Origin of the sequence: Rhizobium esperanzae (assembly GCF_014197615.1) — a bacterium.
GTDB classification, from domain to species: domain Bacteria; phylum Pseudomonadota; class Alphaproteobacteria; order Rhizobiales; family Rhizobiaceae; genus Rhizobium; species Rhizobium esperanzae_A.
Genome location: NZ_JACIFY010000002.1, coordinates 270409 through 292700, shown reverse-complemented (window position 1 = coordinate 292700; position 22292 = coordinate 270409). Strand labels below are relative to the sequence as shown.

Here is a 22292-nt window from a genome sequence, read left to right as displayed (position 1 = left end):
CAGGTGTCACGAGACGCTACCGGTTGCGTTAGCCCGCCCTATCGATCCGTCATTCCCCGCCTTCTGTCAGTGCATCCCGCACGATCGCATAATAGGCGGCAAGCTCTGGTATCTCAGCACTCAGCCGATCAAATACGGGATCGGACGGCGTCAACGTGGCGGCATATTTGGCGTCGATGAAGGCCTGGTGGGCGGCGAGTGCTTCGGCGTCGGCCTTGTGCACGACGGTGAAGATGGGCGAGGGGACGGTGCGGCCTTTGACGATGATGCGGTCGAGTTCGACGACGGTGTAGGTCTCGGTAACCAGTCTGGCCGTCTCTTCGCCGAGCAGCAGCGCTACGCCGTAATTCTTCGAGGCGCCTTCGAGGCGGGAGGCGAGGTTGACGCTATCGCCGAGGCAGGAATAGTCGAAGCGGCGGGTCGAGCCCATGTTGCCGACGATGCATTCGCCGGTGTTGATGCCGACGCCCATCTTCAAGACGTGCGGTTTACGGCCAAGTGTGGCCGCCTCCCGCTCCAGCTGAGTATTCAGCCTCGAAATTGCCGCCTGCATGGCGAGCGAGGCGCGCACGGCGTGAAGCGCATGATCGGGATCGTCGAGCGGCGCATTCCAGAAGGCCATGATGCAATCGCCCATATATTTGTCGATCGTGCCGCCGTGATCCATCACCACGTCGGAAAGCGGCGTCAGCAGGCGGTTGATCAGGCCGGTTAGTTGCTCCGGATCGTCCTTCAGCGTCTCGGCGATTGTGGTGAAGCCGCGCACATCCGAAAACAGCACGGAGAGCGTGCGCCGTTCGCCGCCGAGCTTCAGCTGCGAGGGGTCGTTCGACAGGCGCCGGACGAGATCGGGAGAGATATACTGGGCGAAGGCGCGGGTGATCTGCCGCTTGTTGCGGCGCTCCTCGGCAAAATCGAAGGCCGCCTGGCCGAAGACGACCGAGATATAGGCGATTGTGGGGCCAAGCGGCGAGACGAAGACATGGGCCAGCCGGATGCCGGCAAAGCTGACGGCCGCAAAAGCCAGCAGAGCGGCCGCACTGGTGACGATCGTCAGCCATCCGGTCGAGCGCCAGACGGTCGTGGCGGCCAGCAGCACCGAGATCAGTATGCAGGCGGCGACCGTCGGCAGCCGGGCTTCGGCGATCGACAGGCCGCGGCGGATATTGTCGTAGATCGTCGCCTGAATCTCGACGCCGGAGACGAGCTTGCCGGTGTGAACGGTGTATGGTGTCGCAAAGGCATCGACGCCGCGCTTGTCGATCTCGGGCGCGTTCTGCAGGCTGAGGCCGACCAGCACGACGCGGTCCTTGAAATAATCCGGCGGCAGCAGATTTTCAGGGTCGAGCGCCTGGTAATAGGAGACGGTGGGATAGCTGCGGGCGGGGCCCAAGGATTGGATGAGCTGACCGGCCGGCACGGATGCGTGTGTCGCTCCCGACGTTTTCGCCAGCATGGCGGCAAAGCCGTCCTTGTAACCTGGAATGCGCCGGAAGATGCCGTCGCCGCTGAGATCGATCGAGGCGATGCCGGTCACCGCGCCCGCTTCGATCAGCTGCGGCAGCGGTGTGGCACGGATCAGCTGCGAGGCCTGCGGCGTCTCGATCAGCGTTTCGTCGCCGGCCAGCACGACGTCGGCGCCGACGGCCTCGGTGATTGCCGCGTCATTGTCGGGATTGGAGGGTTCGGCCATGATGATATCGAGGCCGATGGCCCGGGCGCCGGCTGCGCGCAACTGCCTCACCAACTCGGCATGCAGGCTGCGCGGCCAGGGCCATTGCGCGTTGATATCGGCGAGTGAAGGCTCGTCGATCGCCACGATCACAGGCCCGTCCTGCGGCGGACGCGGATCGTCGAAAGTCGAAAGATAATCGAAGCTTCTGAGCTCCAGCAGCGACCAGGCGGGCAGGCGCGACAACAGCGAGATCGCGACCAGCGTGGTCAGCGACAGCACGAGCAGCCGGAGATGGCGGCTGGTGATCTGCCTGGCCTGCCGAGGTTTGTCCCGCATCAGAAGCGGACTTTGAGCGTGCCCTTGAAGGCGCGGCCCCAGCCGGGCACGCCGGGCGTTATTTCGAAGTCCTCGTCGAGCAGGTTATAGGCGGCTGCCTCCAGCTCGATGCGCTTGTCGAACGGTTCCCAGACCAGGTGGGCGTCGAGGCTCCAGTAATCATCGAGCTTGGTGCCGAAGCGATCGCCGTCGCGCTCGCCGATATAGTTGGCGGCAATTGTCGTCTTGACCTTGGCTTCGTTGACCCAGGTCAGCGCAATCTGCCCTGAATTCTGCGGTATGAAGGGAAGAGGGCCGCCATAGATCGGTTCGAGCGGATCCCTGTTTTCCGAATCCATATAGGCATAGGTGGCCGAAAGGCCGAAACCGTTGCCGAGCGCGACGTTGGCGGTGACGGCAGCGCGATCGATGCTGCCGCGCGAGATCGGCAGGCTGGTATCGGACGGCAGCGAGATCAGCGGCAAATCGATCGAGAAATCATGCAGTTCCTGATGCTGGTACTCGACCGAAGTGAAGAAGCGGTCGGTCCATTCGGCATCCCATTGCAGGGCGACCGTATCCGTATAGCCTTGCGGATTGGCGGAAAACTGGTTGGCCTGCAGCCCGAGTATGCCGATCGGGGCAAGGGTCGGCACGGTGGTATCAAAGCTTTGGCGCATGAAGGCGGCCCGCAGCCAGTGGTTTTGAATCGGCGCCCAGGCGAGACCGAAGCGCGGCTCCAGCCGGCTGATATCAATGCCGTCGCCCTCCAGGCGCGTGGCGAACAGCGCATATTCGCCCTTGAGATCGGGCGTGATCTCATGCAGCACATCGACATAGGCGCGGCCGATATCGATGGTGTTCTCGGTGCGATCGGGAGGAGCTGTCAAGCCCAGGAGCGTCGTATCGACGCTGCTGCTGGTATCCATCCAGCCGCCTTCGATGCCGTAGCGAAATGTCAAAGGTCCGGCGCCTATGGAATGGCTCAAAGCGCCGATATAGGCATGAGATTCGATCTCCTGAGTGACGTTGGTAAAGGGTATGATGAAGGGAACCCCTGCGCCGATAAACACTGGGTCCACGTCGACATCAAGCGCGCTGTTCGTGGTCGATTTGCTTCCTGAATAAAGCAACGCTCCATTCAACACGTTTTCATAGGCAAACGTGTGGCTCCAGCCGATGCCGGCATATGTGGTTTCTCGTGCAGTGTCCTCCGTTGTGTAGAGAGGCAGCGGGATAGGGACACGGAACAGGAGTTCCATGAACCCGGTGTTTGACGATAACGCGTCCAGCGTTCCGTCATTCTTGCCATGGTTGACGAAGGCGACCACGCGATCGTCAGGCGTGACGGTTGCGGTCAGATAACCGTTGGCGCCCAGCAGCTTGTTGTCCGTCTGGACGCCGCCTAAACCCCGGTAGTCGCGGTCGAGCGCCAGCTCTTCCCAGGTCAAGTTGCCATAGAAGCTGATCGGGATGATCTCGTTGGAATAGCCTTGGATATCGGCTTCGCCGATGCGTCTTGTATGGCCGTCGACACTGTTGATGCCGCCGCCGAGCGAGCCTTCGATGAAGGGCACGTCGAATAGGGTTGCCGAGCGCGAGCGGCCGGACAGCATGTGCGGAGAGAGCAGCAGGCCCTGGATGAAGGATGAATAGCTCGACGCATTGTCGCGGTTCTGGATGATATTGTCGTCGCTGAAGTTCGTCGCGTTGACGAAAGGAAAGATGCTGCCCTTGATCGACTGGTCGATATAGCCGCTGCCTTCGAAGGGATCGAAAACCGCATCGCCGTAATAGCGGCCCCAGGCATCCAGCCCCTGCAGCCGGAAGGCGTCGTTCAGCGTCGAGCCGGCGCTCGCATTGGCGCCGAGGCCGCTGTAATCGCCGCCGCGGGCGCGCGAGCGGCGCAGGAACTCCTGCGCGTTGCGGATCGCGCCGTCCGCGTTGTAATCGTCGATATCGACGGCAGTCCGGAATGCCGAGATAACCGGGTCGTTCTTGTCGAGCCGATCGGCATTGTCGAGCGCCTGCTGTGAGGGGATACGGTCGCCCTTTTCGTAATGGGCGGCGGCGAGCATCAACTGCGACTGCGAATGCGCCGGATTGGCCGTGCTGGCGGCGAGCAGATCTTGCAGCGCCTTATCGCGCTCGCCGGTCTGCAGGTAATAGCGGCCGCGGGCGAGCAGGACGAGATCGAAGGATGGATCGAGGGCTATTGCCGTATCGATCTCGCGCTTGGCCTCCTTCATCCGCCCCTGGTCGAGATAGAGTATTGCCAGGTTCGCGTGCAGCAGCGGGTCCTGCGGATCGAGTTCGATCGCCTTCTTGAAGGCCTCTTCCGCTTCGCCATTGGCGTCGCGCGAACTCTGCAGCAGGCCGAGCGAATTCAGCGTGCCCGATGCGCCGGGGGCGAGTTCGATGGCACGGTTCAGATCGGCAAGCGCGCCGTTGATGTCGCTCTGATAGACCGCCTTGTAGCTCGCGCGAGCGGAGAGCGCCATCGGATGGTCAGGGTCGAGCGCCAGCGAGCGTTCGATCGCTTCCTTCATCTGTTCGCGGTCGTCGGTGAGCTGCGCCAGCTGGGCGCGGACCGCCGGCAGGGTCGGATCGTCGGGATAGCGCTGTTCGGCTTTCTTGATGATCTCGAGCGCTGCGCGCGGGTTTTGCAGGAAGCCTGTCGTATAGGCCTGCATGATCGCGCCGTAGGGGCCGGCGCTATTGGCCGGCGGCGGCTCGGCATGCTTGGGATCGGCCAGCGAACGGGCGAAATAGCCGCCATATTGCGCCATGTTGCGGCGTGTCGCATCGAGATGCGGCAGGGCTTTCTGGAAGAGCCTGGCGGCATCGGCATAGCGCTTTTCGGAGCCGGCGATGGTGGCCTCGATCAGGTCGACGCGCGCCTGCTGGGCTGCCGTCAGCTTGCGGCCGCGAATGTTCTGCAGCGTTGCGGTCGCGGCCTGGCGTCCGTCGAAGGCGCTCTGCACTTCGGCGAGTTCCAGCCAGTCTTCGGTGGTGCGGCGCTCCGGCGGCAGTGCCAGCAGGCGGCGGCGCTCCGTCGCCATGCGATCGGCCCGCAGGGGCGAGGTCGGCATCAGATCGAAGCCGTCGCGCAGATCGAGATAAAAGAGCATCTGCTCGCGGTCGTCAGGATTGACGCTGATGATCTTGTGCGGCGCCTGGCCGATGGTGGCGACCGCCCCTTCACCCTCGCTGACCTCGACGCTGCCCTGCGGGTTGGAGAGCGCCACGCGGCCTTCAAGCACGATCATCGAGGTCTTGGCGCCGTCGACGGTCATCGTCCAGTCCGTGCCGCGAATAGCGGCGGCGGCGGCCGGGGTTTCCACAGTCAGGCCCTGGCCGCCGCGCTCGGCGCGTGCCCAGATGGTGCCGGATTGGAGATTGAGCACCGTATCGCCGGTGGCTGCCATCTTCTTGACCTGCAGCGAGGAATTGCGGCCGAGGCGGACCTGGGTGTGATCGGAAAAGACGATGGCGAGCTGGCCGTTGGCATTGGTGCGCAGCACGTCGCCGGTCAAAAGATCCTGGTTGATGTCGACGATCCGCCAGTCCGATACGTCGATGAAGCGGACCTCTTCGCCCGTCTTGCGGGCGATGACGGAACCGGCGACCGGCGTTGCCCGCTGCACGGGATCGGCCATGACCGGCCGCCCGAAAGCAGGCAGTGCAAGCGCCAGCGCCACCCCTGCGCGAAAGATGTGTTTGGAATGCCCCCGCATGACCTCAACCCCATACCCGCGCTTCCCCTTTGTCCGTGTAGAGGGAAAAAGTCAAGCATGTTGCACACGTGTTCTTGCTTTCGTTCCAAAGTGTATTATCAGGGAAACACTTTTGGGGTGGAGTATTGACGTGAGCGAATTCGAAAGTGCCACTGAGGTTATGCTGAGCAATCCCTCAAGCGGGGACGTCAGCACCGAATATTTCGATCATATCAAGAAAATCAATGACATATTTTACGATCAGATCAAGATATCCGATCAAAAGGCTGCTTATATCTTTACTTTCATGCTCGCCTTTCTGGTAAGCTCCAGTGAGGTGAGGGCCGTCTTCAGCCTGGCGCGTTACACCGGCAGTTCGCCGGGCAGCATGCTGTTCTCCGGCCTGCTGGCCGCAGCCTCGGTCTTCTCCATCCTGTCGGCGATTCTCGTCGTGCTGCCGCGCAGTCCAGGCGCCTCCACCTCGCTGTTCTGGGGCGCCTGGCACAAGCACCGCGACATGTTCTTCGACGCCGCGCTTCGCCGCGACGAGCGCTACCTCTTCGACCAGTATTTCGAAAACGCCAACATCCTCTCCGCCATCGCCCGCAACAAATACCGCTGCGTCACCTTTGCGTTTCGTGGGCTGATGATCAGCGTGATTGCTTATGTGCTGCTTTTGGTGGCGGGGTGAGGGGAGGCACCATCTTGGGTGAGCGACGACAGGAGCGAGTGCACGAAGCGTAAGCGAAGGGCAATCACGGCGAGCGTATATACCTGCGTCAACTCATCACCGAAAATTGAAGCCCCTCGCGCGGGTGGGCGTCCCGCGCGGGCCAAGCTGTGTTACAGTTTTCTCGCTTGATGGCGCGGGGATTTGCCGATGCTGACGACGCTTGCGGTGCTCATGGGTCTTTCCAGCCTCGTACCGGCCGCAGGTGCCGGCGGCAACGAAGTCGACGTCACGCTGGTGCTTGCCGTCGACACCTCGCGCTCGATGGATGTCGAGGAGATCGGCATTCAGCGCGAGGGTTATGTCGAAGCACTCAAGCACAAGGAATTCATCGATGCGGTGAAGAACGGGCTCACCGGCCGCATCGCCATCAGCTATTTCGAATGGGCAGGCTATGTCGTCCAGGAATCGGTGATCGACTGGCAGGTGATCGAGACGCAAGCGGATGCGATCGCCTTTGCCGACAAACTCGACGCCCGGCCGATCGGCACGCAGCGGCGAACCTCGATCTCGACCGCCATCGACCAGGGCGCCAGCATGATCGCCACCGGTCCCTTCCAGGGCAGGCGCGAGGTGATCGATGTTTCCGGCGACGGCCCGAACAACTCGGGCGATGCCGTCGCGCCGGTCCGTGACAAGGCGGTGGCGTCAGGCATGATCATCAATGGCCTGGCCATCATGCTGCGCCCTTCCGATGCGCCCGGCGGGCTCGACAAATATTACGCCGATTGCGTCATCGGCGGCCCCGGCGCCTTCGTGCTGCCGGTCCACAAGATCGAAGATTTCGCCATCGCCGTGCGCCGCAAGCTGGTGCTGGAGATCAGCGGCCTGTCCCCGCCACCAACGATAGAGAGGGTCGCCGGCGCCGGGCCGCTGACGGATTGCCTGATCGGCGAGAAGCAGTGGCGGGATATGTTCTACCGGTGAGATGCGAGCCGAGGGGCGTCTTGGGATGAGAGGAGAGGCGTGCAGTGTGGCACCTCCCTCTGTCCTGCCGGACATCTCCCCCACAAGGAGGGGATCGGCTGGGCGTGACGGCTTCCCCAAACAACTAACGCATCGTTATTCGATAGAGCAGAGTGGGACGGACGATCCAACCTCTTGCCGATCTCCACCCTTGTGGGGGAGATGGCCGGCAGGCCAGAGGGGGGTGCTACACGGCACGCCGATAAAGGAAAGAAGCCTCGCCCCGCAGGGGCCTCGAAGGGCGAGGCGGGTGCTCCCGGCTGCCGCCACCTACAACGGCAACTGCCTGCCGGCTTGTTCGCTGACCATGTATTCGGCGTACCAGTCCGGCCAGCCCTCGTCATGCTTGCCGCCATTTCGTTTCTCGTGTTCGCCGTGAGCGGTCGCCGCGCGGCGTAGCGCTGCGGCGAGGTCGTTCGAGGTCGAGAAGGCGGTCTCATCGGCGTCGATGCGGCCGGGCAGGCGCGTGGTGACTTCCTGGAACAGCCAGCCATTGCCGTCGGGATCCTTGAACGAGGCGAAGGAGCGATAGCTGCGGTGGTCGGGGTCGCGGCCGGCAATGCGCAGGCGCCCGAAGAGATAGGGCTCGTCCTTGCCGGCATAGACGCCCGAAGCGTCGTGGAACACCTCGCTCACCTCGACGCCGCGGGCGATAAGATCGCGCCTGGCGGCCTCGATGTCGGAGACGATGAGGTAGAGCCCTTGTGCGGAGCCGGGAGCGGCGGCGGTGACGTTCTTGCCGAAGATGATCGCGCAGCCGGAGCCGGGCGGAGTAAACTGGATCACCCGGAAATCGGCGTCGTTGGCAAAGTCGGCATCGAGCCTCCAGCCCAGGCTCTCGTAGAAACGTTTGGCGCGGTCGACGTCGGAAACGGGGATGACGACCACTTCGAGCTTGGTGTCGACCGGTCGCGTTCTCATGGATTCGGTGGTGGGTTCACTGCGCATTGCATTGCTCATCTTCAGCTCCTTGAGGTTTGGACGCATTAAGAATGGCGATACATGTCGGGGTCGAGTGGACCACAGCGCAGGTGGGGCGTCGAATCAATTCTTCTGTTGGGAAGACGGCGGGCCGATCCCGCCGTCAATTGCGCAGACTCTATGCCGCAAGAGCGGCGCGTGTCTTGCCGATCATCAGAGCGGCGCGCGCCGCCTCGCGGCCCTTCTCGACGAAATGGGCGCGGTAGATCTGCGTGTGATGCTCGGTTTCCTGGTAATGATGCGGCGTCAGCGAGACCGACAGCACCGGCACACCGGTATCCATGCCGGCCCGCATCAGGCCGTCGACCACGGCCTGGGCGACGAATTCGTGGCGGTAGATCCCGCCATCGACGACGAAGGCGGCGGCGATGACGGCCGCATAACGGCCGGTGGCGGCAAGATCGCGCGACAAGAGCGGCATTTCGAAGGCGCCTGGAACATCGAACACGTCGATCTGCTCGGCGGGAACAAGCTGTTGGAAACCTTCGAGCGCACGGTCGACGATATCGGCGTGCCAGCCGGCTTTGACGAAGGCATAACGGGTGGGTGTCATAGTCATCTCCTTTGGCGTACAGACACGTCACCCAAGGCGATCACGAGCATCCGCCGCCGGCCCGGAAGCGCAGCAGCAACGCACGTTCTCTTTCATCCGGACTATGACCGTCGGCTCAGGCATCGCACCTGATCTGCTGACCCTTCCGAAGAAGGCGCTCGCGGGCTCGCAATCGAAACTGCATACCGCCGGTAGGGACTTTCACCCCGCCCTGAGAACGGCGCGACAATAGGGGCAAGGCGGCGGGCTGGCAATAGGGGAAGATGGTTTTGGATTGGGTGCGGGTCGCAACCTCAAAAGAGCTTCATCCTGAGCGGCCTCGAAGACGAGGCGGGTGCGCTGGCGACGGATGGATGCGTGCCCCATCGCCCTTGCTGAGCGCGCGCATCCGCCTACATGCTCCTGCTGAGGACATCCATGTCGAAAAAGCATGCGGCTGCGCCTCATTGAGGGGTAGGGCAGCAACCATGGGAGATCGTGATGCCAGAAGCTTTCGTCGTTCACCGCGAAGCGCATATCGCAGCACCGCCGGCGGCCGTGTTTGCGCTCATGACCGACCCGGAAAAGATCCTGCGCTGGATGGGAACCGAGGCTCAGGTCGAGCCGCAGCCCGGCGGGCTCTATCTCGTCAATGTCACCGGCGCCCGCTTTGCGCGCGGCTCGTTTCGCGAGGTGGTTCCGGTCCATCGCCTTGCCTACAGCTTCGGCTGGGATGGCAGCGACGTGGTGCCGCCGGGCTCGAGCCTGGTCGAGATCGACTTGATCGAGCAGCCCGATGGAACGCTGCTGAAGCTCACCCATAGCGGCCTGCCGAGTGCGGAGCAATGTGCCGGCCATGAGGAAGGCTGGACGCATTACCTCGGGCGGCTCACCGCGGTCGCAGCCGGGCGCGACCCGGGTCCGGATGTTTTTTCCGGCAGGAAATGAACGGTTTGTCCGAAGGTGCCGCCATGCCCGCAACCACCTGCCGCCCACGGAAAAAGGCGGCCGAGCGGCGTTGCAGCGCTCGTCCGGAAACGCTGTTTTTCGTCCTCAAACATGAACGCGCAGTTCATCCCCAGTTCAATTTGGCAGCCCTAGGGTGGTCACGGCTGGATTGAATTGGAGTTCGTTATGAAGGCACTTTCTATCGCGGCTGCCTTGCTTGCTGGCAGCCTTTCGATCGGTACGGCGCAGGCGATGCCGAGCGCGACGATCAAAGTCGAGAGCAATATCACCAAGGTCGACTACGCCTGCGGCCGCGGCTGGCATCTGACGCGCTGGGGCGAATGCCGGCGCAATTGGCGACGCCCGCCGCCGGTGGCTTTTTACGGTGGTCCGCCCCGCTGGGGCTGGGAGCGGCGCCATGGGGATTGGGACGGCCCGCGCTGGCGCCATGAGCGGCGCTGGGACCGCGACCGCCGCTGGAATGACGACCGTCGCTGGGACGATTGAGGTCTCGGCCGGATATGAATCGATGAGGCCGGCGCCATGTTTCGCCGGCCTTTCTCATAAGAGTTCGCAGTTTTCCCGAAGTCAGATCGTGCTGACGAGCCAGTGCTTGCCGTCGATCAGCTCTTCGAGCTCGATCGGATCCTTGACGCCGAACTCGAACCATTCGACGAGCTCTTTCGCCTTGCGCTTGCTCTCTTCCGCGGTGAAGTCGATCTCATAGCGCGCGCACCATCGCCGAAGGATCGACGTCAGCAGCGTCATGTCATTCCCGTCAAGCGGATCTTTCGGCCAAAATGTCGTGCCCATCGCAACCCCTCAATCGCAGATGACAAGCTGGCGCATAATGGAATCAAAGATGCGCAAGTTTAAAGTGTTTTTTTCGTTGTTTTCCACTGTGGTGAATGGTTTTCCACAGGCTTGTTCGGTGGTGGGGTTGACAGGGTTGTGTGGAGGCTAGGGATGCAAGAGCCGAGCAGGCCCGGAGCATCCGCGCGCGGATGCTCCGGGGTTGCCCGCACCCGGGGCTTGATGCGATGCTAGGGCATGGATCTGCCTTCCTCCCTTGCCTGGCTGGTCGATGAGGCGGCTGCTTCGCCCGGTCCCGAACCGTTTCTGGCCGAACTCGGGCGCCGGCTGCTTTCCGATGGCCTGCCGCTTGCCGGCGGGGCGCTGACGCTAGCGGTGCCGCATCCGATCATTGCGCGGCGCACCTGGCTGTGGCGGGCCGAGACCAGGGCTGTCATCGAGGCGCTGGCTTTTGCAGCCGCACCGCCCGTCGACGCCGGGCGCGACTGGCTGGCCGGGCTCGGGCCGGTGTGGGAAGAGAGGATCGGGCCTTCTCAGGATGCGCCGATGCTCAGCTGGGCGGGCAATGGCACCGGCGCTTTCGCTGCCGATGACGCCGCCCGGCTGCGGGACGTCGCGCGTTTTGCCGCCGCACCGCTCGCAGCCCTTGCAGCGCGCGAGGCGCGGGCGGCATTGCTCGAAGCCTATCTCGGCCGGCGCAGTGCGGCGCGGGTGCAGGCCGGGGCGCTTGCCCGCGGCACTGGCGAGACTATTCGCGCCGCTCTTCTCTGCGCCGATCTGCGCGATTTCACCGCACTTTCCCAAGTGACGGAGCCGCATGCGATGATTGCGACGCTCGACGCCTGGTTCGACCGCGTCGCCGGCGCCGTGCATGCATTCGGCGGCGAGGTGCTGAAATTCATCGGTGACGGCGTATTGGCGATCTTTCCCGTCACCGGCGCTTCCGGCCAAATGCAAGAAGACCGCAATGCCTGCGAGGCGGCGCTCCGGGCGGTCGCCGCCAGCCGCGCCGGCATGGTCCATCTCGATCAGGTGCGCCAGGCGCAGGGGCTGGCGCCGCTGCCCTTCGGCGCGGCGCTGCATTTCGGCGAGATTCTGTGGGGCAATATCGGCGCGGCCGACCGGCTTGATTTCACCGCCATCGGCCCCGCGGTCAATCTGGTCAGCCGCCTGGAAGGGCTCTGCAAGCCGCTCGGCCGAAGCGTGCTGATTTCGGGTGCTGTCGCCGCAAATACGACGACGATGCTGATGCCGCTCGGAGAGCACAGCTTGCGCGGCATCGCCGACCCTTGCGCGGTGTTCACCTTGCCTGAGGCCTGAGCGTGGGCAGGGCCGCGCCAGAAGCGTCCTCATTTATGCAAAGAAATATTTGCAAAGATATCTTTGTAACATTAAGCTTGGGGCATGAAAACACCAAGCCCCCCGTCTGCCGCCGCCTCCCGCACCGTCAGCCGGGTCGTGCCCGAACCGATCGCGCTGAAGGCGCTGGCCCACCCCGTCCGGCTGCGCATGCTCGGCATGCTCAGGATCGACGGCCCGGCCACGGCGACGCAGCTCGCCGCCCGACTCGGCCTGAACAGCGGCGCGACCAGCTATCACCTGCGTCAACTCGCCCAATACGGTTTCATCGAGGAGGCGCCGCATGCCTCGCGGCGTGACCGCTGGTGGCGCGCGAGCCACGAGCTGACCTCGGTGCCCGCCAGCGAAGCGGCGGGGGAGGCGCTCGATCTCGATCTCGCCTTCAACCAGGCGGCGCTTTCGCTGCAGGTCGGCCAGATGCAGCAGTCGCTGGAGGAATTTGCCGAACTGCCGGCCGAATGGCGCAAGGCGACGGCCGCCGACGACATCATCATCCCGATGACGGCTGACCAGGCCGAGGCGCTGACAAAACGGCTGCGCGACATCATCCTCGAAGCGATGCGGGCAGCGCCGCCGCTGGGGGAGGCGGCGTCTCGAAATCCCGGCATGGTTCCCTTCTATGTCATGCTGCACGCCTTTCCCTATCCGGGCCGCCTTCCGCATCGCGAGGGGGAGGAGGAACCGTGAGAAGGGGTGGACCCTTCCTGGCGCTTGCAGTAGCCGAGATGCTTTCGCTGTCCGGCACGCGGCTTTCGACCATCGCCATTCCCTGGTGGGTGCTGAGCGCCACCGGCAGTCCGATGCTGACCGGGCTGACGGCGATGATGGAGATGTTGCCTTATGTGCTCGCCAAGGCGCTCGGCGGGCCGCTGATCGACCGCGTCGGCGCCAAACGCATCGCCATCATCTGCGACACCGCTTCCGTTGTCGTGGTGGGACTGGTGCCGCTTCTCGACTTTTTCGGCATGTTGACCGTCCCGGTGCTGCTGCCTCTCGTCTTTGCCATGGGCGTGCTGCGCGGTCCGTCGGATGCCGCCAAGCAGGCGATGGTTCCCGATATCGCCGCACTCGCCGACGTGCCGCTGGAACGGGTGACCGGCGTTTCCAGCGCCATCGAGCGGCTGGCCTCCACGGCGGGCGCGGCCGGCGCCGGCGCGCTGATCGGGTTCATCGGCCCCGGCCAGGCGCTCCTCGTCAACGCCGCCACCTTCGCCGCCGCAGCGCTGGTCGTCAGCCTGGGCATAACCGGCATGCCACGCACGCCTCGGCGAGCCGCCGCGCCCGCCGCTCCGCCGAGCAAGGTCTCTTCCTACCTCGATGATCTCCATGAAGGCTGGCGCTTTCTCAGCGGCGATGCCGTGCTCGTCAGCATCGTCGCCATGGTGGCGACCACCAATCTGCTCGATCAGGCCTATCATGCCGTGCTGCTGCCCGTCTGGACGCGGGATGCCGGTCACGGGCCGGAGCTGCTCGGAGCGATGTTTGCCGCTTTCTCCGGCGCCTCGATCGCCGGCGCGGCGATTGCCGCTGTCATCGGCGAGCGCATGCCGCGTCTGATCGTCTATACCGTGGCTTTTTTGCTGACCGGATTTCCGCGCTTTCTGGTGCTCGCGGTGGATGCGCCCCTCGGCTCCGTCTTTGCGATGCTCGCTATCGCCGGATTTGCCTCGGGTTTTCTCAACCCCATCCTGTCGGCGGTGATCTTCGAGCGCATCCCGAGACCGCTGACCGGCCGCGTCACGGCGATGAACACCGCCCTCTGCTTTGCGCTCATCCCCTTCGGCGGCCTCGTCGGCGGCGCGCTGATCAGCACCATCGGCCTTGCCGCGGCGCTGTTCCTGACCGGCGTCGTCTATCTCGCGGCAACCCTTTCTCCTCTTGCCCCGAAAAGTTTTCGTGGCTTCGACAAGGCGGTCACAGAGAGCTAGCGTCGCGGCGGCGTGCCTCGCCCCGGCGCTCAAGCTCCTCGACCATCAGGTCGATGAAGCGGCGGACGCGCGGTTCCAGCGGGCGCCTGTCGGGATAGAGCGTGACGATCTTGGTGTCATCGGTTTCGAGGTCGGGCAGAACCTGCCGGAGACGGCCGGCCGCAAGATCGTCGGCGACGAGAAAGTCGGGCAGGAGAGCAATGCCCAGTCCCGCCAGGGCGGCGTCGCGGATCGCCTCTGCGCTGTCGAGCCTCAGCCGGCTGCGTCCCTGCGCCGTGATCAGGGAATTGCCTTTGCCGCGAAAACGCCAGGCGTGCCTTTGATTGCGGCTGGTGAAAATCAGGCAGTCATGGGCCACGAGATCGTCGATAGCACGCGGCTCGCCGTGCTCGGCGAGATAGGACGGCGAGGCGCAGAGCCGCGTCCTGTAGGTGGCGATCACGTGCGAGGCCAGCCGGCTGTCCGACGCCGTCGGGCCGATCCGGATTGCCAGATCGAAGCCTTCCTCGACGACGTCGGCGAACCCATCGGTGAAGCTGATCTCCACCTGGATGTCGGGCCAGGCGCGAAGATATTCTTCAAGCAGCGGCAGCACGGCGAGCCGTCCGAAGGTATCGGGAACGCTGAGCCTGAGAACGCCCTGTGGCGTGCCGCTGCCAGCCACGCTCGCTTCGGCCGCGTCGACCGATGCGAGAATCTGCAAACCGCGCTCGTAGAACACCCGTCCTTCATCGGTGAGATTCAGTGTTCTCGTCGTGCGGTTGAGCAGGCGCGCGCCGAGCCGCTCTTCCAGGCGGATGACGGCCTTTCCCGCCGCCGAACGCGACAGGCCCATGGCCTGGCCGCCGGCGATAAAGCTTCCGGCATCGACGACGGCCATGAAAATCAGGATATCGTTCAGGTTCGTGCGCGGCATAAGGCAACTCGAGCGGTTCGGTACAGCCATAACTCGGTCGGCCATGCGATGGTTCAAGCCCGGACCATCAACGCTCACCCAAGGCGAAAGGTCCGTACGCGGTGCTTCCAAGTCGCGTTGGGGCCCGGCCTTTGCGCATCAACTCGTCGAAATCCGTTGCCTACACCGGCTGACGATGGTCTAGGCGCTGTCGAAGGGATACGGAAAAGCCGGGCTACAGCATGTCGCCGAGACTCCAGTGGTTGCTCCATCGGATATCGATCTCGTCGTCGACATTCTGATATCTGATGTCGGTGGAGAGACGCAGCCGGCGGCTGCGGTCCTGGTTGGCGGTCGAGGCGTGGATCATATAGGGTGAGTGGAGCACCACGTCGCCGGCCTCGTAGTCGGCGGCGAGCCAGCGGGTATCGAAGCGCTCCGCCATATCGGGAAGATCCTTCGAGATCCAGCCGCCTTCCGCCATGTGGCGGTTATAGGCACTGATCCGCTCTTGCGGAGAAAGATCGCCACTTGCGGCCTGGAACTCGGCTTCCATCCGGATGCCCAGCGTGTGCGAGCCTTCGAGATAGACGAGGCCTCCCATTTCGGTCGGGATGTCGCCGATCGGAATCCAGGCCGTCACCAGGCGGCTGGTGCCGCCGCGGAGATAGACGAGATCGTAGTGGGCGGGTGTGGCCGTCGGGGTATCCGGCTGGACGAAACGCATGATCTTGCGCTTGTGCAGATAGGAGATGCCCTGCAGGAAATCGTCCATGAAGCAGGTGAGCGACGGTTGTGCGCAAAAGCCTTCATAGGCGGCGGAGCGGACGAGCGACATCAGGCGCCGATCCGCCAGGCTTCGGTCGAAGGCGGTGGTCGAGGCGATCCCCAGCGATAGGTCGCTGCCGGGCTCGACCAGCCCGGTCATGGCGAGGTGTTCGAGCACCCAGCGACGGAAATCGATGACATTGGCGCGCGGCAGAAGGCCTTTCAGCCAGACATAGCCATCGTCCAGGTAGCGGCGGCGGATAGCGTCGAGGCCGATGGCGGAATCGGTCGGTGTCAGCCAGCCCACCCGTTCCGCTGGCAAGGTCTTGCCGTGGGCGGTCAGGGGAAATTCCGGCGTTCCGGCCCGTGTGGTTTCGGCAGCAATCGACATTTCAGCCTTCCATCGCTTGAATTGATTTGCCAATAATTAGCTGATCTGTCGGGATAACCGACATAGAGGAAATCGCTAGCTGGACTTTTCGCTCATCATGAAAGACGCCGAGGCCATCTACAGAACGCCACTCGCCGCGGCCGGCGGACTGGCCGTCACGGGAAGCGGCAGGCAGCATGCCCGCCATGCGGTGGTCGACCGAAAACTTCCGAATTTTGCCGTAGTGCTGGTGGAGCGCGGGCGGGGCGCGCTGGAAACCGCCGCCAGCGGCCGCCTCAGTCTTGCGGGACCAGCCCTCTTCTGGCTGTTTCCCAACCGCGCGCATTCCTATGGCCCCGACGAAGGCGGCTGGGACGAACGCTGGGCGCTTTTCGAAGGATCCCTCACGCGGGACTTCGTCAGGCTGAGGATCATTGCCGAGCGACATCCGATCGTCGCCCTGCATTATCTCGATGAGCTGTCACGGCTCTTTTCCCAGCTTCATGCCGATCTGCTTGACGATACCAACCTCCGGCAGGCGGCGGCGGCATTGACGCTGCATCGCATCGTCATATCAGCTGCCAGACAGGCGAGCGGCGCGACCGATCGACGCCGGGAAAGGCTCGACACGGCCGACATCGTGGAAGCGCTGCGGCGGCGGGCGATGCAGCCGCTCGACCTCGCTGCCTTCGCCGCCGAACATGGCATGTCGCCAGCGACGTTGCGCAGGCGGTTCATGCTCGAAACCGGAATGCCGCCCAAGGCATTCCAGCTTCGGGCGCGCATGGACCATGCCAAGCAGCTACTGGCAACCACCGACGAAAAGATCGAAACGGTCGCCGCCTTGGTCGGGCTGGATGACCCGTTTTATTTCTCGCGGATCTTTCACGAACGGGAAGGCTGCAGTCCGCGCGAATTCCGTGCGCGATATTGGCGGGTTTGAGGGGCCGGCAGCCGCGTCAGCGCCAGCCGAGCGCCGGCGCCACATGGGTCAGGATCGCTTCGATGACATGGGCGTTGTAGGCGACGCCGAGCTGGTTGGGCACGGTCAGCAGCAGCGTGTCGGCCTCGGCGATCGCCTCGTCTTCGGCGAGCTGCTTGATCAGGGCATCAGGTTCGGCGGCGTAGCTGCGGCCGAAGATCGCCCGGGTCTTCTCGTCGATGAAGCCGATCTTGTCGTCTTCGTCGTTGCCGTAGCCGAAATAGGCGCGATCGCGATCGTCGACCAGCGCAAAGATGCTGCGGCTGACCGAGACGCGCGGCTGGCGCGTGTGGCCGGCGTCTTTCCAGGCCTGCCGGTAAGCGCGAATCTGATCTGCCTGCTGGACGTGGAACGGCTCTCCCGTCTCGTCGTCCTTCAGTGTCGAACTCTGCAGGTTCATGCCGAGTTTGGCTGCCCAGACGGCAGTGGCGTTGGAGCTGGCGCCCCACCAGATCCGTTCGCGCAGGCCCTCCGAATGCGGCTCGAGACGCAGGAGGCCGGGCGGGTTCGGAAACATCGGCCGCGGGTTCGGTTTGGCAAAACCTTCGCCGCGCAGGACTTCGAGGAAGACTTCAGCGTGACGGCGGGCCATGTCGGCCTCGCTCTGCCCCTCGGGCGGAGCATAGCCGAAATGGCGCCAGCCATCGATCACCTGCTCGGGCGAACCGCGGCTGATGCCGAGCTGCAACCGGCCGCCGGCGATAAGGTCGGCGGCGCCGGCATCCTCGGCCATATAGAGCGGGTTCTCGTAGCGCATGTCGATGACCGCGGTGCCGATCTCGATCCGGCTGGTTCTGGCGCCGACGGCCGACAGCAGCGGGAAGGGTGCGGCGAGCTGGCGGGCAAAATGGTGCACGCGGAAATACGCTCCGTCGGCTCCGAGTTCTTCGGCCGCGACGGCAAGATCGATCGACTGCAGCAGCGCATCGGCCGCCGAGCGCGTCTGCGACTGAGGCGAGGGCGTCCAGTGCCCGAATGAGAGAAAACCGATCTTCTTCATGCCGCGCCTTTTCCGTTGCATCTGATGGTGGATGGGTCATGGCATAGTTTTAGGCAGGAAGACAATCGGAAGCGGAAAGGTACGGCGGATCTGCAAGGGATCGGATCAGTCGGCATGACAGACCGAGTTGCCTTCGAATGTTCCGCCTCACAGCTCTCGTTCGTCAGGAATTTGCCAAGCGATTGGGGACGAGTTCCGACTGCATCCAATGCGTTTCACTCTGAACGTGGTTGTCCCGGACATATTTGCCCATCCGAACTGGCATTTCCGCTTCCAGGAACGCATCAGCGATCCGAACAACAAACCCCTCCTGCTTGGTCCTAATCAGCGAGGCCGCAATATCCTCGAACAGACCGGCTCTGTATGGTCCCCGATATAGTGTCGACACCGGAACGATGCCCAGTTCTTCGAACCGGGCCTGAGTCAGGTCCCAGGATTGGACCTCCTCGTCGATGATCCATGCAAAGCCGAGGAAGTACGACGGCAGGTCATCATAACCGATCGAGTGCCGGGCATAGAGGTTCTCGCCCACGATGCGTTCACCATCTGCCAGTTGCTGGCTGATTCCGGCAGCAAAAGCCTTAAGCCAATCTCGCGATGAATGGTAACGGCTATCGGGACTGCGGGCATGAGACCCGCCCCGATGAATGGTCGTGTTCTCACCATCCATTTTCTCGGTGATGACAAGATCGCCAATCATCAGCCCGTCAAGCTTCGCCATGACCTTATCGTCGCTTGTTGCTCCGGGCGAGATCGGTAGGTGATAGGTTCGTCCGTATTTCTTCATAGTGATGAAGGCATAGCCGCTGGCGACCGCACAATGCAAGGTCGCACCCCTCTGCGGATCGGCATCTTCGGTGGTTGGTGCGATGATCATATCCGAATTCAAGCGGAAGGAGAGCCAATGGCCATAAATGCTGGAGAACGAGTCGGTTTTCGCGATGGCGGCCGGCTTTCGTTTGCTATGATGGGGTAGACGACGAGCGGTGTGAGCTTCCGCAAAAGTCCCTGCGCGTCTTATCGTCCTTGGCGGCGGGTGGTCGCAATGCAACCGAGAAGCTTGAACATGCGCTACACATTCGCCATAGGCGATATTCACGGCTGTATCGATCCGCTGAACAGGATGATCGATCGGATCGAGGCTTATGCGTCTGAAGGCACCGTCGTCTTCCTTGGCGACTATGTCGATCGCGGGCCCGACAGCAAAAGTGTTCTCGACCGGATCATTGCCGGTCCATCGGGCCAGTGGTCGTGGGTCTGCCTGAAAGGCAATCATGAGGACATGATGGTCGCTGCCTACGCCGACAGCGACGACAGGGACGTGTGGATCAGCAATGGCGGGCTGGAAACCGAAATATCCTATGACGGCAGGGTTTCGTCTCAGCATCTGCAATGGGCCGCCGATCGTCCCCTCATGCATGTCGATCGATATCGCATCTTTGTCCATGCCGGCGTCGTTCCGGAGTTTCCGCTGGAACGGCAGACCAAGCGCGATCTTCTCTGGTTGCGGTTCCCTCCCGGCGAGTCCGGCGACTATTGGGGCAAGCACCTCGTCCATGGCCATACACCGTCACTGTCCAACCCGGTGACGACAGGAAACCGCACCAACATCGACAGCGCCTGCGTCTTCGGCGGCAAGCTGTCATGCGCGGTCTTCGACGACGAGCTTGCCGGCGGGCCGATCGATTTTATCGAGGTGAAGGCGTGAACTTGGTTGCGTCGGCAAGAGAATACACAGCCGGAGATGGCGTGGCGAGGGCGCCACAGTGCCGACGCTTGGCACCATTACCGAAGGCTCAGGCCCGCCAGCCGGCGGCGAACCGCAACCAGGGGGCCAGGTGGAAGCCGCTCATCAGCAGGTACATGGGGACCATTCCGCCGATCGGAAAGGTATCCGGCGTCGTCGTGCAGATCATGTCGGCGCTGCCGGTCGTGGCCGTCAGCAGCGCCATGATCACAAATGTCGGGGCGGCGGCCAGCGACAGCCAATTGGCGGCGTGGCCGGCGACCCGGCCGCCTGGGCTCGCCATGCCACTGCTCGGCTTAGCCGCCGATCCGTCTGCTGAGGCGGCCAGCGAGAGCCATTCGGTGGCGTTGAGAGCGGCGTTTCCGTCGGCTCTCTTTGGAGTGTGGGCGGAGAGCAGCATCGGCGTCACTCCTTGCCGTAGCGGTCGTGATGGCGCCACCAGATGCCGGTTTCGTTGCGGCCCTTCGGGGCGCGGTCCAGCCATTGATACATGCCCCAGAGCCCGTCGAGCCCACGGGCATAGCTAGAATAGCTGTGGTAGACGGCCCCATCGATAAGTTCGAAGGCGCTGACGCCCGGGCGGTCGCGGGTGTAGGTGGGAACGTCGGTGCCGGTCATGGAGGCGATCTGGACGATGGGTTCTTCACTGCCGCGCGCCTGCCATTCCGGCACTGTCTTACCGGAAAGAGGTTGAGGGGCGGGCGGCTCGCGGCGGTAGTTGTATTCGATTTCGCCGCGCTGCTGCTGCTCGGGGCTGAACCAGACGCTGAAATCGGTGTTGAAATCGCTGGTGTCCGAGGAGGCCCAGGGAAAGCTCCAATCCATGCGCCGCTTGAAGGCCTCGAGCTTTGCAAGTGGGGCGCGCGAGACCGCCCAGAAGGCGACGTCGTGGTTTTCCAGATGGACGAAGACGCCGTTGAAGCCGTCGGCGATCGAGGAGCAGGAGGGGCATCCGGCGCTATAATCCGGCCCGAACATGAAGTGATAGACCAGAAGCTGCGAGCGCCCGCCGAAGAGATCCTTCAGCGAGGCATTGCCGCCTTCGGTGTCGAAACGGTATTCCTTGTCGATCCTGACGCGGGGCAATTGCTGGCGCTTGATCGCCAGCGCATCGCTTTGCCGCGTCAGCTCCTTTTCTTCCTCGAGCAGATCGAGCCTTGCCGCCAGCCATTGCTGGCGTGTTGCGTTCAGCTGTGCCGTCATGGGTCTTCTCCTTTGCATGTCTCTCGTCGTAGCATCCGGCTCGGTTGCGGCCGCTGAACGAAGATTACGGCCGGGCAGGGGAATGGCGGGAGTGACAAGTGTGACGGGATTTGAATGGACTCGCTGATCACAGCCGCCGCAAGGGCGCTGGCAACGGGTGACGCGCTCGGCGCGCTGAAGCGGGTGGCACTGCGCGAGGATGCGCCGGCACTGGCGCTGCGCGGCATCGCCATGGCACAGCTCGGCGATCTCATCCGCGCCAAGGCGCTTTTGAAAAGTGCGGCGCGCGCCTTTGGCCCGCGGGAGGCGGTGGCGCGGGCGCGTTGCGTGGTCGCCGAAGCCGAGATCGCGCTCGTCTCGCGCGATCTGATCTGGCCGCCGAAGGCGCTGGAAGCGGCCCGCAAGGTGCTGGAAGCGCATGGCGACAGGGTCAACGCCGCCCATGCCGGCAATGTCGCCATTCGCAGGCTGGTGCTGATCGGCCGCCTCGACGAGGCCGAACGCGGGCTCGCAGCCCTTGATCCGACGCCGCTGCCGCCGGCGCTGCGGGCTGCCCACGAGCTGGCGGCGGCTGGCATCGCCGTCCGGCGGTTGCAGACCGAAGCAGCAGGCGCTGCGCTTGAGCGGGCTAGACTGGCGGCGCGGGAAGTCAATATTCCGGCCTTGACGGCGGAGGTCGAAACTGCGGCTCTCGTGCTCGACACCCCGGCGGCGCGGCTGCTGTCACCGGGGCGGGAGCGCTCGCTGCTGCTTGGCGAGGTGGAAGCGCTGCTGGGCTCGGGCACGCTCGTCATCGATGCCTGCCGCCATGTGGTGTGGAGGGCGGGCACGGCCGTCTCTCTGGCGACGCGGCCGGTGCTGTTTGCGCTTGCCCGCACGCTCGCCGAAGCCTGGCCGGGGGATGTGGCCAGGGGCACGCTGATTGCGCGCGCCTTCCGCGGCAAACACGCCGATGAATCGCATCGCGCCCGGCTGCGGGTCGAGATCGGCCGGCTGCGCGCTGAATTGCGGGGGCTGGCGGAGGTTTCGGCAACGAAGCGCGGCTTTGCGCTTTCGCCGTGTGGCGGTGGCGAGATCGCTGTGCTCGCCCCGCTCGTCGAAGGGGCTCATGGCGCGGTACTCGCCTTGCTCGCCGATGGCGAGGCGTGGGCGAGTTCGGCGCTTTCGATTGCGCTTGGCGCCAGCCCGCGCACGGTGCAGCGGGCGCTGGATTCCCTGGCGGGGCAAGGCAAGGTGCAATCGCTCGGGCGCGGGCGGGCGCGCCGCTGGATGAGCCCGCCGCTGCCGGGTTTCCCGCCGCTCTTGTTACTCCCGGGTCCGCTGCCAAGTGATTAGGATGGGGCAAATCCATGAAGGAGGAAGAG

General features: G+C 63.8%; 21 protein-coding genes and 1 riboswitch. Of the genes, 10 read left to right on the top strand and 11 right to left on the bottom strand.

The window, feature by feature from the left end:
* Positions 1-49 precede the first annotated feature (49 nt).
* Positions 50-2011, bottom strand: a complete 1962-nt coding sequence (locus tag GGD57_RS03985; protein ID WP_184467046.1) for a CHASE2 domain-containing protein — start codon at positions 2009-2011, stop codon at positions 50-52.
* Positions 2011-5727 (bottom strand): FecR domain-containing protein, encoded by a 3717-nt coding sequence (locus GGD57_RS03980; protein ID WP_184467044.1) that lies wholly within the window; start codon positions 5725-5727, stop codon positions 2011-2013. Before GGD57_RS03980 ends, GGD57_RS03985 begins: the two co-directional genes overlap by 1 nt.
* A gap of 130 nt (positions 5728-5857) precedes the next feature.
* Between GGD57_RS03980 and GGD57_RS03975 the strand changes: the two genes are divergently transcribed.
* Both GGD57_RS03975 and GGD57_RS03970 read left to right on the top strand, forming a co-directional pair.
* Positions 5858-6397 (top strand): Pycsar system effector family protein, encoded by a 540-nt coding sequence (locus GGD57_RS03975; protein WP_184467041.1) that lies wholly within the window; start codon positions 5858-5860, stop codon positions 6395-6397.
* 189 nt (positions 6398-6586) lie between these two features.
* On the top strand, positions 6587-7363 hold the full coding sequence (locus GGD57_RS03970) for a DUF1194 domain-containing protein (protein WP_184467039.1): 777 nt from the start codon (positions 6587-6589) through the stop codon (positions 7361-7363).
* Between the two features lie 309 nt (positions 7364-7672).
* On the opposite strand, the gene GGD57_RS03965 is transcribed toward GGD57_RS03970, so the two are convergent.
* On the bottom strand, positions 7673-8362 hold the full coding sequence (locus GGD57_RS03965; RefSeq protein ID WP_184467037.1) for a VOC family protein: 690 nt from the start codon (positions 8360-8362) through the stop codon (positions 7673-7675).
* 139 nt (positions 8363-8501) lie between these two features.
* Positions 8502-8936: a 6,7-dimethyl-8-ribityllumazine synthase gene (locus GGD57_RS03960; RefSeq protein WP_011425937.1), complete on the bottom strand. Its 435-nt coding sequence runs from the start codon at positions 8934-8936 to the stop codon at positions 8502-8504.
* 80 nt (positions 8937-9016) lie between these two features.
* A riboswitch (FMN riboswitch) is annotated at positions 9017-9159 on the bottom strand.
* Between the two features lie 257 nt (positions 9160-9416).
* Here GGD57_RS03960 and GGD57_RS03955 point away from each other — a divergent pair.
* Together GGD57_RS03955 and GGD57_RS03950 are read left to right on the top strand one after the other, a co-directional pair.
* Positions 9417-9863: an SRPBCC family protein gene (locus GGD57_RS03955; RefSeq protein ID WP_184467035.1), complete on the top strand. Its 447-nt coding sequence runs from the start codon at positions 9417-9419 to the stop codon at positions 9861-9863.
* Positions 9864-10049: 186 nt separating this feature from the next.
* Positions 10050-10370, top strand: coding sequence for a GCG_CRPN prefix-to-repeats domain-containing protein (locus GGD57_RS03950; RefSeq protein ID WP_097615453.1), 321 nt, complete (start codon positions 10050-10052; stop codon positions 10368-10370).
* A gap of 81 nt (positions 10371-10451) precedes the next feature.
* Here GGD57_RS03950 and GGD57_RS03945 read toward each other — a convergent pair whose 3' ends face one another.
* The gene (locus GGD57_RS03945; RefSeq protein WP_085737672.1) at positions 10452-10676 is read right to left on the bottom strand and encodes a hypothetical protein; all 225 of its coding nucleotides are present in this window, start codon (positions 10674-10676) and stop codon (positions 10452-10454) included.
* 237 nt (positions 10677-10913) lie between these two features.
* Here GGD57_RS03945 and GGD57_RS03940 point away from each other — a divergent pair, with 237 nt between their 5' ends.
* The 3 genes from GGD57_RS03940 (at position 10914) to GGD57_RS03930 (ending at position 13963) form a co-directional block, all read left to right on the top strand.
* Positions 10914-11996: an adenylate/guanylate cyclase domain-containing protein gene (locus GGD57_RS03940; protein WP_184467033.1), complete on the top strand. Its 1083-nt coding sequence runs from the start codon at positions 10914-10916 to the stop codon at positions 11994-11996.
* Between the two features lie 84 nt (positions 11997-12080).
* Positions 12081-12722, top strand: a complete 642-nt coding sequence (locus tag GGD57_RS03935; protein ID WP_184467031.1) for an ArsR/SmtB family transcription factor — start codon at positions 12081-12083, stop codon at positions 12720-12722.
* Positions 12719-13963, top strand: a complete 1245-nt coding sequence (locus GGD57_RS03930) for an MFS transporter (protein WP_184467029.1) — start codon at positions 12719-12721, stop codon at positions 13961-13963. Before GGD57_RS03935 ends, GGD57_RS03930 begins: the two co-directional genes overlap by 4 nt.
* On the opposite strand, the gene GGD57_RS03925 is transcribed toward GGD57_RS03930, so the two are convergent.
* Both GGD57_RS03925 and GGD57_RS03920 read right to left on the bottom strand, forming a co-directional pair.
* A complete protein-coding gene (locus GGD57_RS03925; RefSeq protein WP_184467027.1) occupies positions 13950-14879 on the bottom strand; it encodes a LysR family transcriptional regulator in 930 nt (309 codons plus the stop codon). The genes GGD57_RS03930 and GGD57_RS03925 overlap by 14 nt on opposite strands.
* A gap of 214 nt (positions 14880-15093) precedes the next feature.
* Positions 15094-16017: a phytanoyl-CoA dioxygenase family protein gene (locus GGD57_RS03920; RefSeq protein ID WP_184467025.1), complete on the bottom strand. Its 924-nt coding sequence runs from the start codon at positions 16015-16017 to the stop codon at positions 15094-15096.
* A 97-nt stretch (positions 16018-16114) separates the two neighbouring features.
* Here GGD57_RS03920 and GGD57_RS03915 point away from each other — a divergent pair, with 97 nt between their 5' ends.
* Positions 16115-16939 (top strand): helix-turn-helix transcriptional regulator, encoded by an 825-nt coding sequence (locus GGD57_RS03915; RefSeq protein ID WP_184467023.1) that lies wholly within the window; start codon positions 16115-16117, stop codon positions 16937-16939.
* A 16-nt stretch (positions 16940-16955) separates the two neighbouring features.
* Here GGD57_RS03915 and GGD57_RS03910 read toward each other — a convergent pair whose 3' ends face one another.
* A complete protein-coding gene (locus tag GGD57_RS03910) occupies positions 16956-17978 on the bottom strand; it encodes an LLM class flavin-dependent oxidoreductase (RefSeq protein ID WP_184467021.1) in 1023 nt (340 codons plus the stop codon).
* A 163-nt stretch (positions 17979-18141) separates the two neighbouring features.
* A complete protein-coding gene (locus GGD57_RS03905) occupies positions 18142-18765 on the bottom strand; it encodes an RNA ligase family protein (RefSeq protein ID WP_184467413.1) in 624 nt (207 codons plus the stop codon).
* 279 nt (positions 18766-19044) lie between these two features.
* On the opposite strand from GGD57_RS03905, the gene GGD57_RS03900 reads away from it, so the two are divergent.
* Positions 19045-19686, top strand: coding sequence for a metallophosphoesterase family protein (locus GGD57_RS03900; protein ID WP_184467019.1), 642 nt, complete (start codon positions 19045-19047; stop codon positions 19684-19686).
* A gap of 88 nt (positions 19687-19774) precedes the next feature.
* On the opposite strand, the gene GGD57_RS03895 is transcribed toward GGD57_RS03900, so the two are convergent.
* Positions 19775-20125, bottom strand: coding sequence for a hypothetical protein (locus GGD57_RS03895; RefSeq protein WP_184467018.1), 351 nt, complete (start codon positions 20123-20125; stop codon positions 19775-19777).
* A 5-nt stretch (positions 20126-20130) separates the two neighbouring features.
* The gene (locus GGD57_RS03890; RefSeq protein WP_184467016.1) at positions 20131-20928 is read right to left on the bottom strand and encodes a DUF899 domain-containing protein; all 798 of its coding nucleotides are present in this window, start codon (positions 20926-20928) and stop codon (positions 20131-20133) included.
* A 114-nt stretch (positions 20929-21042) separates the two neighbouring features.
* On the opposite strand from GGD57_RS03890, the gene GGD57_RS03885 reads away from it, so the two are divergent.
* A complete protein-coding gene (locus GGD57_RS03885; protein WP_184467013.1) occupies positions 21043-22263 on the top strand; it encodes a helix-turn-helix domain-containing protein in 1221 nt (406 codons plus the stop codon).
* Positions 22264-22292: the final 29 nt, after the last annotated feature.